General features: G+C 57.5%; 12 protein-coding genes. 9 read left to right on the top strand and 3 right to left on the bottom strand.

Annotated features, from left to right (window positions below; translation table 11 throughout):
• Nucleotides 1-122: 122 nt before the first annotated feature.
• Nucleotides 123-692 (bottom strand): calcium-binding protein, encoded by a 570-nt coding sequence (locus AADW23_RS07080; RefSeq protein WP_341863813.1) that lies wholly within the window; start codon nt 690-692, stop codon nt 123-125.
• Between the two features lie 169 nt (nt 693-861).
• On the opposite strand from AADW23_RS07080, the gene AADW23_RS07075 reads away from it, so the two are divergent.
• The 6 genes from AADW23_RS07075 to ccmI are packed head-to-tail and all read left to right on the top strand — an operon-like array spanning nt 862 to nt 7,244.
• The gene (locus tag AADW23_RS07075) at nt 862-1,587 is read left to right on the top strand and encodes a response regulator (RefSeq protein WP_341863812.1); all 726 of its coding nucleotides are present in this window, start codon (nt 862-864) and stop codon (nt 1,585-1,587) included.
• Nucleotides 1,584-3,047 carry an ATP-binding protein gene (locus AADW23_RS07070; protein ID WP_341863811.1) on the top strand — a complete coding sequence of 488 codons (1,464 nt, stop codon included), beginning with the start codon at nt 1,584-1,586 and terminating at the stop codon, nt 3,045-3,047. Before AADW23_RS07075 ends, AADW23_RS07070 begins: the two co-directional genes overlap by 4 nt.
• A 7-nt stretch (nt 3,048-3,054) precedes the next feature.
• Nucleotides 3,055-5,055 carry a heme lyase CcmF/NrfE family subunit gene (locus tag AADW23_RS07065; RefSeq protein WP_341863810.1) on the top strand — a complete coding sequence of 667 codons (2,001 nt, stop codon included), beginning with the start codon at nt 3,055-3,057 and terminating at the stop codon, nt 5,053-5,055.
• A 4-nt stretch (nt 5,056-5,059) separates the two neighbouring features.
• The gene (locus AADW23_RS07060) at nt 5,060-5,617 is read left to right on the top strand and encodes a DsbE family thiol:disulfide interchange protein (protein WP_341863809.1); all 558 of its coding nucleotides are present in this window, start codon (nt 5,060-5,062) and stop codon (nt 5,615-5,617) included.
• The gene (locus tag AADW23_RS07055) at nt 5,614-6,099 is read left to right on the top strand and encodes a cytochrome c-type biogenesis protein (RefSeq protein WP_341863808.1); all 486 of its coding nucleotides are present in this window, start codon (nt 5,614-5,616) and stop codon (nt 6,097-6,099) included. The genes AADW23_RS07060 and AADW23_RS07055 overlap by 4 nt, the downstream gene beginning before the upstream one ends.
• Entirely contained in the window at nt 6,096-7,244 is a 1,149-nt protein-coding gene (ccmI, locus tag AADW23_RS07050) for a c-type cytochrome biogenesis protein CcmI (RefSeq protein ID WP_341863807.1), read from the top strand. The genes AADW23_RS07055 and ccmI overlap by 4 nt, the downstream gene beginning before the upstream one ends.
• A gap of 17 nt (nt 7,245-7,261) precedes the next feature.
• Here ccmI and AADW23_RS07045 read toward each other — a convergent pair whose 3' ends face one another.
• On the bottom strand, nt 7,262-9,379 hold the full coding sequence (locus AADW23_RS07045) for a protein-disulfide reductase DsbD domain-containing protein (protein ID WP_341863806.1): 2,118 nt from the start codon (nt 9,377-9,379) through the stop codon (nt 7,262-7,264).
• 852 nt (nt 9,380-10,231) lie between these two features.
• Entirely contained in the window at nt 10,232-10,999 is a 768-nt protein-coding gene (locus AADW23_RS07040; protein WP_341863805.1) for a DsbA family protein, read from the bottom strand.
• A 680-nt stretch (nt 11,000-11,679) separates the two neighbouring features.
• Between AADW23_RS07040 and AADW23_RS07035 the strand changes: the two genes are divergently transcribed.
• The 3 genes from AADW23_RS07035 (at nt 11,680) to AADW23_RS07025 (ending at nt 14,049) form a co-directional block, all read left to right on the top strand.
• Nucleotides 11,680-12,144 (top strand): cytochrome c, encoded by a 465-nt coding sequence (locus tag AADW23_RS07035; protein ID WP_341863804.1) that lies wholly within the window; start codon nt 11,680-11,682, stop codon nt 12,142-12,144.
• A 429-nt stretch (nt 12,145-12,573) separates the two neighbouring features.
• A complete protein-coding gene (locus tag AADW23_RS07030) occupies nt 12,574-13,140 on the top strand; it encodes a cytochrome c (RefSeq protein WP_341863803.1) in 567 nt (188 codons plus the stop codon).
• Between the two features lie 15 nt (nt 13,141-13,155).
• Complete coding sequence (locus AADW23_RS07025) at nt 13,156-14,049, top strand: cytochrome c (protein WP_341863802.1); 894 nt, start codon at nt 13,156-13,158, stop codon at nt 14,047-14,049.
• Nucleotides 14,050-14,100 lie beyond the last annotated feature (51 nt).

The following is a 14,100-nucleotide window of genomic DNA, read 5'->3' as shown; positions in this document are numbered from 1 at the left end:
CACCAGACACGACGGCTGCATTCTTGGGATGCAGCCGTCGCACTTTCTGGCACCAACTGCTTCATACATCGCGGATGCAATCGGCGGCCCGAACCGGGAAGCACCGGGTGGTCAATGACTGCCTAGTTGTCACTGGGCATACTTGATCCGCCCATACCGGGCATCTCACCTGACTCTGGCATTCCGCCCATCATACCCATGGAGGGACGGTTTATCATACGGGCTGGCGCGGTCATTTCCTCGGTCGTGATTGCCCCGTCGCCATCGGCGTCGAGGTGCTGGAACCGATCAACCATGCGTTCACGAACCATCGCTAAAAACAGCGCTTCAAACTCTGACAGCACGAGCGTGCCATCACCGTTCTCGTCATAGTCCGCCAATTGGGACAGCAAACCCTCCTGCAATTCTTCCGGCGTCACCGTACCGTCGCCATCCGCATCATGCATTTGCATCATGGGGCCCATTGAGCCGCCCATCATACCCATGTCCGGACCTGCGCCGCCCGACATCATACCGCCATGCATCTGCATCATCATCTGCATCATTTGGGCCATCATAGGATGTTGCGATGCCCCCCCTGCCCCGGATTGTCCCATTTCCGTGAAATCAGAACCACCGTGACCGTGGTTGCTATCGGCGAGGATTGCCGTGGGTGCGGCGGCCACAAGCGTGGCAAGCAAAAGCGTTTTCATGAGGAACCTCCAATGTTCAGTTACCTCAACTACGTGATGCAGGCGGATCATAGATGCTAGAGACCTCGCAGAGCGGATGTGTATCGGTTCGTCACACGTCCGCCGACTGTTACAATCCGTGACAATTACAATGCGGAATTGCCGCGAATGGTGGCGTAGGGAAGATCCAATGAAAACCGAAAGCCCACATATCTTGGTCGTCGATGACCACCGTGACATCCGTGATGCAGTCACGCGGTTTCTCGAAAAGAATGGACTGCGCGCAACATCTGCCGCAGATGCCGTCGATATGGATCAGAAGCTTAGCCTCGGCAGCTTCGATCTCATCGTGCTGGATGTGATGATGCCCGGCGAAGATGGGTTATCGGTCTGTCGTAGGCTTGCAGCCTCCGGATCATGTCCAATCATAATGTTGACGGCTTTGGGCGATGACACAGATCGCATCATAGGCCTAGAGGTCGGCGCAGACGATTACCTACCAAAGCCGTTCAATCCTCGGGAACTTTTGGCCCGCATAAAAGCGGTCCTAAGACGCACAGAGCGGCCTGAAACTTTAGCCGGAGCATTGGCGGGAAAAACCGTTCGGTTTGCGCATTGGAGCCTTGATGTTGATCGGCGTTCGCTCGTGTCGGAAACAGGGGTTCAAGATACCCTTTCAAACTCTGAATTTCGGCTGCTTGTCACGCTTCTTGAAAGACCGCGTCTCGTTCTGAACCGCGACCAACTGTTGGATCTTACGGCAGGCAGAGCCGCTGGCCCTTTTGATCGCACGATAGACAACCAGGTCAGCCGCTTACGCCGCAAGGTCGAGGTTGATCCGATGCGGCCCAAGATCATCACGACGGTCCGCAATGGTGGCTACAGTCTCGCATGTGACGTGGAGACTACGTCATGATTGGGCGCTTTCTTTTCAGCCTTCGGGGACAGCTCATCCTACTCCTTTTAGGTGTTTTGCTGGCAGCCCAGATCGTGAGCCTGTTCTTTTTTGTCGACGAGCGCAGTTTGGCAGTCCGAGCGGCACTTGGGTTTGAGGCCGCAGGCCGCGCCGCAAGTGTCGCGCGCCTGCTGGAAGAGGCACCGGCAGATTTGCACGACGCCATTCTTCGGGCCGCAAACTCACCTCTAGTTCGGTTTGATATGACCGACGAGCCGCAGGTTGCGCGGCACAGCCACCCGGATGGCGGTGCGGTCGAGAGCAGGATCCGTACTCTACTTGGTGACCAATTTACACGTGAAATCCGCGTGGATGTCCACGCCGTCGAGGGCAACATCCTGCCACTGCCGCACCTGTCACCCGAGATGGCAGAAATGCATGTGGCGATGATGCGTGGCGATCTGTCTGCGATTGAGATGAGTGTGTCGATCGCCTTGTCCGGCGGTGAATGGCTGAATGTTGAGACACGGTTTGAGCGGCCACCTTTGCAATGGGCGTGGGGATCGACGCTGACTTTCGTCGTTACGGCGGCAGTGCTTCTAGCGGCTGGATTTTGGTTCCTTATGGCGCGCATCACAGGCCCTCTTCGGCGCTTGGCCGTGGCCAGCGAACGCCTCGGACGAGGCGAAGATATGGCTCCCGTCGCTCCGACAGGCCCGACAGAAGTGCGCGAACTGACGGCGGCGTTTGGGATTATGCAACAACGCCTCACCAGGTTCGTAGAAGATCGAACGCGCATGCTAGCCGCGATTGGTCACGATCTGCGCTCCCCTCTGACCGCGTTGCGGGTCCGAACGGAAATGGTGGATGATGAAGAGACGCGCGAACGGCTGACAGCTAGCATCGAAGAGATGCAGGGAATGCTGGATGCGACGCTGTCCTACGCACGCGGCGTCAGCGCATCTGAGCCATCAGAGCGCATGGAGGTTGGACGGGTCCTGTCGGATATCAATCAGTCGATGCCGTCTCAGTTCTTGATCCTTCCAGGACACGAAAAATTTGTGTCCGTTCGTCCATTCGCATTCAGGCGCGCGCTTCGAAACCTGATCGAGAACGCACAACGGTACGGCGGCAACGCGCGTGTCAGTTTTGGGGAAAGCGACGGGGTCGTCTCAATCAAAATCGACGATGATGGTCAGGGCATTCCAGAGGAACAACTGGAAAACGTGTTCGCCCCGTTTCAACGGTTGGAGCATTCGCGTTCGCTCGACACAGGGGGCCATGGTTTGGGCCTCTCGATTGCGCGCAGCATTCTTCGCGCCCATGGCGGTGATGTCGTGCTGTCCAACGCTTCCCAAGGCGGGCTGACAGCCACCGTCACACTGCCGACCGACGATACCCGCGAAGACGAGACAAGTGTGTCCCGCGACGGCGAGGATCAGTTGGGCAGCGATCAGATCACAAGAAACACCAATCCATGAGGCCGACATGATCCCAGAAATCGGACAATTCGCCCTGACGCTGGCTTTAGGCTTTGCGTTGGTTCAAAGCATCTTGCCGATACTTGGGGCCGCTCGTGGCAACAGTCTCTGGATGCGGTCGGCATATGCCACGTCACTGGCGCAGGTTGTCTTCACGATGATCGCATTTGCAGCACTCATGCGGTCATTTGTGGTCAGCGACTTCACGGTTCTGAATGTTGTCGAAAACTCCCATTCGCTCAAACCGCTGCTGTTCAAGATCGCGGGAACTTGGGGCAGCCATGAAGGCTCGCTGTTGCTCTGGGTCCTTATCCTCACAGTTTTCGGGGCTGGTGTCTCGGTCTTCGGCACGAACATTTCCGCAGGCCTGCGAGCGCGGACTTTGTCTGTTCAAGCCTGGATCAGTGTCGGCTTCTTCAGCTTCATGCTGTTCACCTCAAATCCCTTTGAGCGGGTGTTTCCCCCGCCCACGGACGGGCAGGATCTAAACCCGCTTCTGCAAGACGTCGGGCTCGCGATCCATCCACCACTTCTCTATATCGGCTATGTCGGCTTCTCGATCGTGTTCTCCTTCGCCGTCGCGGCGTTGATCGAAGGGCGAGTGGATGCTGCATGGGCGCGGTGGGTTCGTCCTTGGACACTTGCCGCCTGGATGAGCCTGACCGCCGGGATCGCTCTTGGGTCGTGGTGGGCCTACTACGAGCTTGGCTGGGGCGGCTGGTGGTTCTGGGATCCTGTCGAAAACGTCAGCTTCATGCCTTGGCTCTTGGGCACGGCACTGCTGCATTCTGCCATCGTGACCGAAAAGCGTGGCGCCTTCAAAAGCTGGACCATCCTTCTGGCGATCCTGACCTTTTCGCTATCGCTTCTGGGTACTTTCATTGTGCGCTCTGGCCTGCTGACCTCGGTCCATGCGTTCGCCGTAGACCCTGAGCGGGGAGTCTACATTCTTTGGCTTCTGGGGGTCAGCATTGGCGGATCCCTCACGCTCTATGCATGGCGCGCGCCAGCTTTGGACGCCGGAGGGCTTTTCCGCCCGGTGAGCCGGGAGGCCGGGTTGCTTCTGAACAATCTGCTCCTAGCAACAGCAACAGGGACGGTGCTGTTTGGCACACTCTATCCGCTATTCGTTGAGGCGATCTCAGGTGAGAGGCTTTCAGTCGGGCCGCCTTTCTTCAATGCGGCCTTCATCCCCATGATGTTGCCTTTGGTCTTCGCTATGGCGCTCGGGCCATTCTTGTCATGGAAACGCGCTGATCTGGCGGGTGTCCTGCAACGGCTGAAGTTCGTCGCGATCCTGTCGGGTCTTGCCACGCTGACGATATGGTATTTGACCGAAGGCGGGCCGGCGCTTGCCTATCTCAGCATCGCGATTGCGATCTGGATGTTGCTGGCTACCTTGCAGGAATGGGCCGGACGCATCCGGCTTGGCGACGTTCCAGTGCGGGAGGCGTTTCGCCGGGCCAGACATCTGCCACGCGCCTCACATGGCATGACATTGGCCCATGCGGGCCTTGCCATTGCGATCTTTGGATTTGTCGGCTCCAGCGCATGGAAGTCGGAGCAGATCGTGTTCGTGACACCCGGCACTGAAGTGGCCATAGCTGGGTTCGATGTACGTTTTGAGGGCGTTGAGCGTGTCGTGGGGCCAAACTATGTGGCCAATCGCGGCACATTGATTGTCGAGCAAGACGGCGACTACGTCACCACGCTCTATCCAGAGCGACGCAGCTACCCGGTCTCACAGTACAGCACGACAGAATCCTCCATCAGATCAACTATGGCGGGCGATCTCTATGCATCACTGGCCGAGCCCGCCGACGCGCAGGCCGAGGCCCGAGGGGCTTGGACGCTGCGCATCCTCTATGAGCCATTCGTAAACTTCATCTGGATCGGAGCTGCGATGCTTGTATTCGGCGGAGGGCTTTCGCTGTCGGATCGGCGCTTACGTGTTGGGGCGCCCAAACGGGCATCCCGCCCTATTCCCGCTGCAACACCAGCGGAGTGAGGCCATGAAACGTCTGCTTTACGCTAGTCCAATTCTGATTGCCCTGGTCTTTGGCGGATTTTTCCTCTGGGGACTTAACCCGGAGCGGGACCCCAACTCCATTCCCTCAGTACTAATCTCAAGCCCTGCGCCTGAGTTCATCTTGCAAGAGGTGGAGGGGGCTAGCGTACCCGGTTTCTCTCGCGCTGATCTTGTGGGCGGTGATGGGCCTGTCGTGGTCAATATCTTCGCCTCCTGGTGTGTGCCGTGCCGCGCTGAACATGCGGTGCTGGCACACATGGTGAACCAAGATGGCGTGCGCTTGTTCGGCATCAATTATCAGGATCAACCTGAAGATGCGCTGCGCTGGCTGAATGAGCTTGGCAATCCGTACGAGCGGATCGGATCCGACCTGAACGGACGCGTCGCAATCGACTGGGGCCTGACCGGTGTGCCGGAAACCTTCATCGTCGGCGCAGATGGAACGGTCCTCTACAAACATGTCGGGCCAATCCTTGGCGATGCCGCGATCCGGGCGTTCACCACGGCCCTGACCCAAGCCAGGCAGGAGGGCTCTTCATGATCGCGCGCGTTCTTTTGATCATCACGCTGGCCTTGATCCCCATGACCGCTGCGCTGGCCGTTGAACCAGACGAGATCCTGTCTGACCCGTTGCTTGAGACACGGGCACGCGAGGTCTCCCGGCAATTGCGCTGCGTCGTATGCCAGAACCAGGACATCGACAGTTCAAACGCAGGTATCGCACGGGATATGCGGATTCTGGTCCGCGAACGGCTGATGGTCGGCGACACCAACGCGGACATCCTCGACTTCATGGTCGCGCGCTACGGCAACTATGTGCTGCTACGCCCGCCGTTCAACGCACAAACCTATGCGCTGTGGTTCGCGCCTTTGGTGCTCGCGCTATTCGCAGGTGGCGTTGGCTATACCGTGATGCGCCAAGCACGCCGCAAAACGATCCGGCCCGCCGATCTGACCACTGATGAGGAAGCCGCGCTTCAGGCGCTTCTCGACACATCTTCAGACACCGAGAAAAACACATGATCCTATCCATCATTTTCGGAGCCATGGCGCTCCTTGCGGTCTCATTCCTGCTCCTGCCACTCTTGCGGCAAGATACCGAAAGCGGCGACCGCGATTCAGGTACCTTCGCGGTCCTTAGGGACCAACTGTCAGAGATCGAGCGCGATCAGGCGCGTGGCCTGATCAGCGAGGTCGAAGCAAAAGACGCCGGGATTGAAATCAAACGGCGGCTTCTTGCGCTTGCGAAAAAACAGAAGGCTCCAGAACTGGCGACAGGGCGCGGAAGTTGGGCTTTGTACATCGCAGTTGTCGTCGTAGGCATAAGTGGCGTCGGCCTCTACGGGTCTTTGGGAAGCCCCAGCATGCAAAGCGTACCCTTCGCCGACCGCGGTGACGAACGGACTGCTGCGAACGAAATCGCAGATCTGGCCACAGAGTTGCGGACGCGTTTGGAAGCCGATGAAAATGGCGGGCCATTTCAAGGCTGGATATTGTTGGGCCAGACTTACATGCGCATGAACGACTACTCCGGTGCAGTGGATGCTTTTGGTGTCGGTACAGAGCGCCCAGAGGCGACGTCGGCCACGTTCTCCCAACTGGCTGAAGCCATGCTTGCCGTCGAGAGTGGAATTGTCACGCCACCGATAGAGGCCGCCATCGAGCAGGCCGTTGCCCTGGACCCGAGCAATCCCGCCGCCGTCTACTATCAGGCATTGGCTCTTGATCAGACGGGGCGCAGCGTAACTGCCTATGATGTCTTAGCTCAGCGCATTGCGATGGAGTCCGAGATTGCACCGTGGATGGAGGCATTTATCGGGCAGTTGAACCGGATCGGTGAACGTTTGGGCCGTCAGCCTGTCGGGCCGATGATGCTTCTGTCGCAGGACGGCGTCCCTGGACCGAATGCCGACGATATCGCGGCCGCAGCGCAGATGAGTGCCGAAGATCGGGCGGAGATGGTGCAATCAATGGTCGCGCGCCTTGCCGCACGTTTGGAAGACGAGCCGGATGATCTTGAGGGGTGGCTGCGTTTGGCCAATGCGTACAATGTTCTTGGAGATTTGGATGCAGCGCGCACCGCATTGTCACGTGCTGAACCCCTTGTTCCAGAGACAGGCCCCCAGCGTCAGGCTTATCAGGATCTGTCGCAAGAGTTGAACCAGTAGGCGCGCGTTGTTGACGCTCAGTTGCCAATTGCCACGTCGCGAACGGCAGCATCGCTCAACGCCTGAAGGACGGCATCAGCGCTCAACAGTTCCGACAGGACGATGCCGTCCGGTGCGCCGGGACCGTAAATCGCGTTGAATGGAATGCCGTAGCGGCCAAACGACGCCAGATAGCGCGAAATATCCTCGCTCGGACGGGTCCAGTCGGCGCGCATGGTAATCACACCGTTGGAGGCCAAAGCGCTGACCACAGGGTCACGGTCCAGCACGAGAAGTTTGTTGGCCTGACAGGTCAAGCACCAGTCGGCCGTGACATCGATAAAGACTACGTCGCCTTGGGAGACATGACGTGCAATCGCCGCGCGGTCGAAGACCGTCCATTCAGTTTCGATGGCGGCGAGATCTACCGCGTTGCGATCCGCAAACTGGCCCGCCGCCACGATAGGCGCGATGGCCAAGACCACAATCCCGGCCCACTTGGGTAAGTCCGGGATCCGCTTCACGCAGATTAGTGCGATCAAGGCGAGGGTTAGACCCACGGTCACAAAGGTCGCCGTGGATCCGGCCACACCGGACAACACCCAGATCAGCCATGCAGCCGTCACCAGTAGGAGCGCACCCAGAACCAGCTTCACAATGACCATCCAGCGCCCGGGCTTCGGCATCATTTGCGCAACACGCGGATAGGCGGCCACGATGAAGTACGGCAGCGCCAACCCCAATCCCAAGCCGGTGAATACTACGGCGATATCAATCGCGCGCCCCGTCAGCGCAAACGCAATCGCAGTCCCGAGGAAGGGCGCGGAACACGGCGTGGCCAACACGGCGGCAAAGGCGCCGGTGGCGAAATCACCGGCATAGCCGCCACGCGAACCGCTGTCCGCCATTCGCGTTTGAAGGCGTGACGGAAGCGCAATCTCGAACAGGCCCAACATATTGGCGGCAAAAACGGCGAGAATCACGACCATCAAGGCCAAGAAACCCGGGTTCTGGAACTGAAGCCCCCAGCCAACAGTGAAGCCGATCTGTTGAAGCCCAAATGTTATCGTCGCCAAGAACCACATGAACGCCATGACGCCGAAAGCTGAGGCGAGAAAACTTCGACGAATTTCACCTTGGGTCTTACTCTTTCCAGAGACGACGGATGCCAGTTTGATCGAGAGAACCGGCAAGACGCAGGGCATCACATTCAGGATCAAACCACCAAGGATCGCGAACAATCCGATCCACGCCAACGCTGCAAAGGAGGTCTGCTCGACCTGTAGGTTGAAGGGCGCCGGGATCGGCGCGTCCACCAATGTTGCGGCCAGCGTCGCAGCGCGATCACCGTCTGTTAGCGTGATCGTCACGTCAGTGGACTCGGGGTCCAGCACCAGGATCGGGAACTGCGCCCAAACCGATGTACCGCCATCACCAAGGCGGATATCGGGCTCCCCGAACGCAGTGTAACCGGCCATTTCAGGAAACAAATCAGGGGTTTGAAGCGAATCGGCACCGCGAGCCGTGACGGTTAGCATTTCGCCTGCCTCGTCAACGAATGCGTCAATCTCTGACACAAACTCAGACGGTCCCTCGATTGGCACCTGCGCGACAAAACGCGCGATCTGCTCTGCCGAGGAAAGGTCAATGGCGTCCGCCCCTCCGGCACCATTGCCCGGCAACTCAATGGTTAGGTCAAAATTGAGCGGTACGCAGACATCAGAGCAGACCAGAAGGTTTACATTCGCCTGAAGGGTCGCGGGCTCACCAGGGGTTTCCAACTGGATACTTAGCGGCAGGACGATATCGCCGGAATAGCCGAAGTTCTGGATTCCGAAAGCGGTGAACCGGTGCGGCGCGGGCCAGAGCATCTCAACGCTCGCAACGTTCTCGGACCCTGCATAATCGATTTCGGGCGGTAGCCCAACTTCGCCCGGACTGCGCCAATAGGTCTTCCAGCCGTCCACCAGCGACAAGCTCAACCCGCCAGAGATCGCGGACGCACCCGGAGCGACCCAGTTTTCCGCTGTGATGAGAGTGACGTCGACCGCAGGGTTGCTTTCAACGTCTGACGTCGCAGAAATCGAGGCAACAGATGACCCGAACAGCAACATCGTAGCGATGGAGAGTGTTTTAAGTAAGGCGTGCGCGGTCATATTCAGGAGCTTTCACGATGAATCTTCGGCGGCGCTACTGAATAACATACCCTTCACGACCGCCTTCGCATTCGATACGGGTAACACCGCCGCCCAGATCTTGGACAGTTTGACATTGCTCCGCAACGCCTTCTGCGTGCAGTAAACTAATTGTGCTCTGCGTCACCTCGAGGAATTCGCATTGCTGAAAAACAGCACCGCACCCGCCCAAAAAGAGCAGAAGCATGGGCGCGCTTAAGCGAGCGATCCTCCAACGGTCCATCTTCACGGGTCGAGCCGGACCGAGAGTGGAACTGCAGCCATGTCATCAGGCTCGTGCGTTACTTCGGCATCTGTCGCATTCTCGCCGTGGAACGAGCGCCCAATCATGCGCGGTGCCTCACGAAGTGCATGGCAAGGCAGGTTACCAGCGGCAGCATTAAGCCGGCGTTTGGAAACATCGTTCCAATACTTGCCCCACTCAGTAGAACCAGAGCAACGGGCGCCAACATGATGATACAGCAAGCGGCCATCGCATGCTTGGCAAACCAGTTGCTGAAATTTTGTCCTGTTGGAATGTCACTCACGGCTACATCATTGCTCAGCAAATTTTACAATATCAAGAGAACACATTCCTGCACCGGAAGGTCAAGATTACATACAGATACATAGAACACTCATGCTTGATCGGTCGACGTAGAGGGAGCATCAGGCACGAGCGAATTGTATTCGGTCAGATGCTGACTTTCAACTACTGGGCTAATTTACAAATCGATCGATACCGCATTCAAAACCGACGTCAGTTGTTCATGAAGATCACCGCCGACGGCTCGAAATCAATTTACATCATTGGTTTGGAAATGCCGTTGCAATCTAACAGACAACTATCCAGTCGTCGTTCCTTTCCAGTTCAACAATGCTAAATAGCTGGCGATCAGAAATTTGTCCCATTACGACAGTTCGGCCAATGACCATGGCGGGTGTTCCAACGAATCCAAAGATGCGGGCCAACATCGACGTCGTTTGAAGCTCTCGAGTTAGGGTCTCGGAGGCGATGTCACGAAGAAGCTGGTCGTGGTCCACACCAATGCTTTCGGCCAAAGCCTCGATATACCCATCGTTGGCCACGAACGGTGTTCGAATAAGGCTCTCTTGAAATTCGGCGTAACGCCCTTGCCGACCTGCCGCCAGAGCGGCGCGTGCCGCCGCCTCTGACGCATCCCCAAGCAATGGAAGCTCATGCCACTTAATGGCTATTTCATCTATATTTCGCTCAGCAAGTGCCGCAAGGTTGCGCGTTTGAATGCGGCAGAATGGACAATAGTAATCCGAGAACGCGGCAATCGGAATTTGGGAACTATCCGGGTCGAACGTCCCGTACAGCGCGCCGCAAAGGTCCGCACGAACGTCTTGTTCGCTCACCAATTGTTCCTCGACCTCAGTATCGTTACCATCCAGTCCCACAAATGCATTGAATGATCCGGATGAAAAATCACCGCCACCCACGGCGCGAAACCCGGGCGGATCATCGAGAGCTGTGAAGTCAACACTTGGGGGAAAAGCCAGAGGGATTGCTTTAAAACCAGCATATGCCGCGCCGGAGAGGCCCGCCGCGACCAAGAGGGTTCGGCGGGTCAACATTTCAATGTTGGCCCGGCTGTTGCGTTCCCATTGGTCGATCAGTGCTTTCCTCTAACAATTGTTCTGTCACAGGCTGATTGTCAGCCTCTTCAACTCCGCTGTGACAAGAGCGTCCCATCACGCGATGCATTACGAAGTGCATGCCCAGACAAAGCACTAAAGGCAGTATCAAACCCGCGTTAGAAAACACCGCTCCGATGCTAGCGCCGCCTAATAGGACAAGTGCTATCGGAACCATCATGATGATGCAGCACGCTGCCATACCAAGCTTGGAAAATCGGTTGCCGAGCTTTTGCCCTGTAGATGTGTCACTCACTTCTGAACCCTCGTTTTGACCAACCATCTCGATCCCACGAAGCAGGTTCCTGCGCTGGAAGGTCAACGTTACATACAGATACAAAAAACACGCATACGTAACCGGCCGATGGATTGACGTTCGACCGTTGGAGATTGCACACCTAATGGTGTTTCCCGTCGAGCATGGACGCCAGCATGAACAATACCATTCACCCATCTTTATTGCTGCGCCGCCGACCGGTGACGATCCTCACAGGGATGGTGCTTCCAAGAGTTTCCTCCGCAGTGTGGCAGAACATCCCGAAGGCTGCTCAAAGGCGCAAAAGTGATCCGAGATTCATGCTATTCTCCGCCGTTTCTTCAATTTCCGAAAGTCACCCACAATGTCAAAAGTAGGTCTTGGAATTGCAGCTTTCGTCATCGTTGGCATAGGTTTGGCGCTCGCAAATCTTTGGACAGACAACGATGTCGCGCCTGCAGCTGGCCATTCAATGGAGCCCCCGGATCTATCCGATGTTGCCGACAATGGACCTATCGTTGAGGTCGCGTTGCCAGCAGAACTGACGTCTGAAGCGCGATTGGGTCAGGTCGCTTTTGAAGCTGTGTGCGCAGACTGCCACGGTATCAATGCAGCCGGGCAAAATGGTGTTGCTCCGCCCCTCGTACACATCACTTACGAGCCTAACCATCACGGTGACGGCTCATTCCTATCGGCGGTTCGCAACGGTGTACAGTCACATCACTGGAGCTTTGGAAACATGCCGATGATTGATGGTCTGACCAATGGAGATGTCCGGGCGATCACGCAGTACATTCGTGAGCTGCAGCGCGAGAACGGGATTTTCTGATGAGTCCGCGCTGGTTAAGCAATTGGGGTCTGGAACTCCTTCGCAAATCTATCTTGCTACTTGCGCTGCTGATCAGTGTCGGCGGAGCGCTTCTTGGTAGCGAGGCCGCTGCGCATACATCCGAAGAGCCGACATCGGTTTCTACGGTCGTTGCCTCACGACAAGCCGACCAAGTTCAGGAGGCTTCTGGCACCCATTCCGACGAGGGGCATCCTGCGGTGGGCGGCCATTGCCATCCTGGTCTAGAGTGTTCGTTGATCGCAGTCATGGCCGAACACCAGCACATTGATCGCCATCGTCATATAACGAGATCTCCTGCGATCCGGATCGCAACTCGGTATCCTTCCACGTCGCCTTCACACGACCCTCCTCCACCTCGACTGTTCGCTTTGACCTGACTCAATTCAATCGAAGCCAAGGACAGACACAATGAAAAAGATACTAATCTCCGCAACCCTAATCAGTGTAGTGGCCGCAGCCGTCGCGACTGCTCATCCAGGCGCCACCGGTGTCGTGCGTGAACGGATGGACGGCATGATGGCTATGCGGGATGCCGTGCGTGCACTGACCCCGATGATGCAAGGTCAAGTCGAATACAATAGCCAGACCGTTGTCGACGCAGCGGCCATTATTGAAAGTCATGCTGGAGAGACCATGACAACCCTCTTTGAGGAAGGGACCGGTGGACCTCCGTCATCGGCGACGCCCGCCGTCTGGGAAGATTGGGAGGCGTTCGAGGCTATTGCGATGCGCCTTGAAGTGGTTGCTGGGGCACTTGGTGAGGCGGCGGTGAATCCTCTCGGGTCCGGCATGCCGGAAGGCGCAATGCAAGCAGATGCGGGTGCCATGATGGGTGGAGCAAGCTCCATGATGGGCGGCAGTGCGGAGCCGGATGCAGAGATGATGGCGCAGATGCCCGTGGACCGCGTTTTCGCCCTAGCGGCACAGACTTGCTCGTCTTGCCATACACCCTACCGCGTCGAGCAGGAGGATTGACCCGTGCGGGTTTGGATGCTCGGAAGCGTATTGGCGGCAGCCGTCGCGGGGACTGCGGGAGCAGTCTTCCTGTGGCCTGTTGGCGCTGCACCGGAGCGGATTGAACTTCCAGGCGATGCAGGACGCGGGGCCTATTTGGCGCGCGCAAGTGGTTGCATCGCCTGTCACACAAACTTTGAAGGAGGAGGCGCGCCCCTTGCCGGGGGTGTCGAGTTGGCGACGCCGTTTGGGACCTTTTATTCCCCAAACCTGACGACCGATCCCGAGAATGGCATAGGACAGTGGAGCATTGAGGACTTCGCGATGGCCGTGCGCCAAGGTGTAAGCCCTGAAGGAGACCCCTACTACCCGAGCTTCACCTACCCGTTTTATGGTGATTTCTCAGATCAAGATATCGCCGACCTTTGGGCTGCATTCCAAACCGTGCCACCGGTGGCGGAAGTAGCGCCGGAACATGAGGTCGGCTTCCCATTCAACATGCGGTGGGGCCTCAAACTGTGGCGGGCCGCGTTCCTGAGCGATCCCGCCACAGAACCGGTTGAGGGGCGTGACGATGTCTGGAACCGGGGGCGCGAGTTGGCCCGAGGCGCGGCGCATTGCGGTGCATGCCACACGGGCCGCAACATCGCAGGCGCACGTCTTGAGACAGCATTCTATGCCGGTAATGATGATCTGCCCGGCGGTGACCACGCGCCATCCATTCAGATTGAACATCTGATTGAACAGGGATGGACGGTCGACTCGATCGTTTATGCGCTTGAGACGGGGATCACGCCGTCGGGCGATGTGTTCGGCGGCGGAATGGGGGAGGTTGTCCAGTATGGCACCAGCTTCCTGACGCCAGAGGACCGATTGGCCATCGCGACATATGTAATGGATCCGGGTGAAGACCTGCCTGATCTTGAATGAAAAATACAGCCCGGGCGGATTGATCTGCCCGGGTCACCTGCATGTCAAAGG

This window comes from Gymnodinialimonas sp. 57CJ19, from assembly GCF_038396845.1.
In the GTDB taxonomy this organism is placed as follows: Bacteria; Pseudomonadota; Alphaproteobacteria; order Rhodobacterales; family Rhodobacteraceae; genus Gymnodinialimonas.
The sequence above is the reverse complement of the archived record's forward strand: the minus strand, read 5'-3'. Positions and strand labels throughout refer to the sequence as shown.

Excerpts from the sequence above, each read along its gene's own strand:
- AADW23_RS07025 (WP_341863802.1), top strand. The coding sequence starts at position 13,156 with ATGCTCGGAAGCGTATTGGCGGCAGCCGTCGCGGGGACTGCGGGAGCA.
- AADW23_RS07040 (WP_341863805.1), bottom strand. The coding sequence starts at position 10,999 with ATGTTGACCCGCCGAACCCTCTTGGTCGCGGCGGGCCTCTCCGGCGCG.
- AADW23_RS07070 (WP_341863811.1), top strand. The coding sequence starts at position 1,584 with ATGATTGGGCGCTTTCTTTTCAGCCTTCGGGGACAGCTCATCCTACTC.
- AADW23_RS07055 (WP_341863808.1), top strand. The coding sequence starts at position 5,614 with ATGATCGCGCGCGTTCTTTTGATCATCACGCTGGCCTTGATCCCCATG.
- AADW23_RS07035 (WP_341863804.1), top strand. The coding sequence starts at position 11,680 with ATGTCAAAAGTAGGTCTTGGAATTGCAGCTTTCGTCATCGTTGGCATA.
- AADW23_RS07075 (WP_341863812.1), top strand. The coding sequence starts at position 862 with ATGAAAACCGAAAGCCCACATATCTTGGTCGTCGATGACCACCGTGAC.
- AADW23_RS07060 (WP_341863809.1), top strand. The coding sequence starts at position 5,060 with ATGAAACGTCTGCTTTACGCTAGTCCAATTCTGATTGCCCTGGTCTTT.
- AADW23_RS07045 (WP_341863806.1), bottom strand. The coding sequence starts at position 9,379 with ATGACCGCGCACGCCTTACTTAAAACACTCTCCATCGCTACGATGTTG.
- AADW23_RS07065 (WP_341863810.1), top strand. The coding sequence starts at position 3,055 with ATGATCCCAGAAATCGGACAATTCGCCCTGACGCTGGCTTTAGGCTTT.
- AADW23_RS07080 (WP_341863813.1), bottom strand. The coding sequence starts at position 692 with ATGAAAACGCTTTTGCTTGCCACGCTTGTGGCCGCCGCACCCACGGCA.
- ccmI (WP_341863807.1), top strand. The coding sequence starts at position 6,096 with ATGATCCTATCCATCATTTTCGGAGCCATGGCGCTCCTTGCGGTCTCA.
- AADW23_RS07030 (WP_341863803.1), top strand. The coding sequence starts at position 12,574 with ATGAAAAAGATACTAATCTCCGCAACCCTAATCAGTGTAGTGGCCGCA.